The organism is Wolbachia endosymbiont of Cylisticus convexus (assembly GCF_003344345.1).
On sequence record NZ_QPIP01000178.1, the window covers coordinates 1 to 1,710 of the forward strand.

The 1,710-nt window shown below is 32.3% G+C and carries 3 protein-coding genes and 1 pseudogene; all 4 read left to right on the forward strand.

The window, feature by feature from the left end:
• Window positions 1–107 precede the first annotated feature (107 nt).
• Entirely contained in the window at window positions 108–350 is a 243-nt protein-coding gene (locus Wcon_RS09935; protein ID WP_114516947.1) for a hypothetical protein, read from the forward strand.
• An 8-nt stretch (window positions 351–358) separates the two neighbouring features.
• Complete coding sequence (locus Wcon_RS09940; protein WP_114516948.1) at window positions 359–841, forward strand: hypothetical protein; 483 nt, start codon at window positions 359–361, stop codon at window positions 839–841.
• 28 nt (window positions 842–869) lie between these two features.
• The gene (locus Wcon_RS09945) at window positions 870–1,202 is read left to right on the forward strand and encodes a transposase (protein WP_179947459.1); all 333 of its coding nucleotides are present in this window, start codon (window positions 870–872) and stop codon (window positions 1,200–1,202) included.
• A 118-nt stretch (window positions 1,203–1,320) separates the two neighbouring features.
• A pseudogene (locus tag Wcon_RS09950) lies at window positions 1,321–1,710 on the forward strand (hypothetical protein); the annotation flags it as partial.

Genomic DNA, 1,710 nt, shown 5'->3' on the forward strand with positions numbered 1-1,710 from the left:
TGTTGAAAGTGTCATAAGAAGAAGATAAAAGAGCTATTATTAAAGAAAAATGGAGGCAATAATGGATCAAATAGAAAGAATACTAAACTTAACTAAAAGACGAGGATTTGGAAAGACTAGGAAAATCAACAGAGGTAGATAAATGTAATACTAAGTTAGTTGGTAAAATAATATTTAAAGGCTTAATGAAGCTAATATTAATGGGTCAGAAAACAAGCTTAAGAGCACTAGAAATGGTAATAAATAGGTGTGTGATAGATAAAAATGATGATAAAAGTACAGTTACATACAGTGGCTTATCGAAAAGGTTAAAAGTTCTGATTATTTTAAAGGTGTATATATCGATTTAATAAACAAAGTGGAAAAATTATTGCCCAGAAAAACGTCACATAACTTACATAGATTCGATTCAACAATTATAAATTTATCAGGGTACCTTATAAAAGATGGGTTAAAAATAGGTGGTAAAAGCAATGACAGTCAAGTCAAAGTAAGCGTTGGATTAAAAGGCCAATTACCGACGAGTATAAGATTTTGTCAAGGGCAAGAAGAAAGTAGCGAAGATATAGCGCTGGTTAGAGCAATTAATGAAGCTAAAGTTAAAAAAGAGGATATTTTATTGTTTGATAGAAGGATTGCAAAAGTTGCAACTTTCACTGAGTTTGACAAAAAGGAATACAAATTTATCACAAGAACATACTTAAAAAGAAGGTACTGCGTTATAAGAGAGAATGAAATTACGCAAAAACAACAACCAGATGGATCGGAAATTTTGGAAGATAATATAGTGAATCTTTACAGCGGAAGCAGAGCAATAGCAAGTACGACTAATAAAAATTAAAAATAGAACAGAAGATGAAATATGGTTTTTGACCAACTTATTTGAAATACCGGCTTATGAAGTAACACAAATATACAGACGCAGGTGGGATATAGAAGTATTTTTCAAATTTATCAAGCAAAACCTCGGATATAAGCATTTTTTAAGCCATGACATGAATGGAATGAAAGTGTATATTTATATGATTATTATTACAGCTTTATTATTTCTTGTTTATAAAATAAGAAATAACTTAGACGGATTTAAGATAGCACTATTACAGTTTACATTAGATCTTAATGACTCTTTTTTACGTTCAATTGTTTTACTATCAGGAGGTAACTTACATGCCGTTGATCACCTTATATCACGCCATTTTTGATACTTTCAACACTTATGGAGGCAATACAAGATTTTGAAATTGAAGGTTTTGAGCCAAGTGAAAAGCTTAAGGAGATAAAATTTGACGGTATGAGCATTCAATCTATGGCATAAAAAGTATGATAACAGCTAACAACCAAGGACGAATAAGTGGAAAGATAAAAATACCAGTAAATATTCCAGCAGGTACCAAACTAGTGCAATTTTATGGAGATAAAGGAAGCTACGGAGAAGCAACGTATACTGGTAAAAAAACTATTACCATAGAAGAAAGAAGAAGAGTTATAGCAGCAAGAAGAGTTGATCCTTTAGCACAAACATTTACTCTAAATGAGAGTAGGCACATAGGAGGCGTGGAGCTATGGTTTGTAAATAGCGGCAAAAAACGTGTTGTTGTGCAGATTAGAGAAACAGCAGTGGGAATGCCCTCGCAGACTGTCATTGCTGAAAGCTATATTGAGCCAAAAGATATAAAGATAGATGGCACAGCAACACGTATAGAGTGGTCA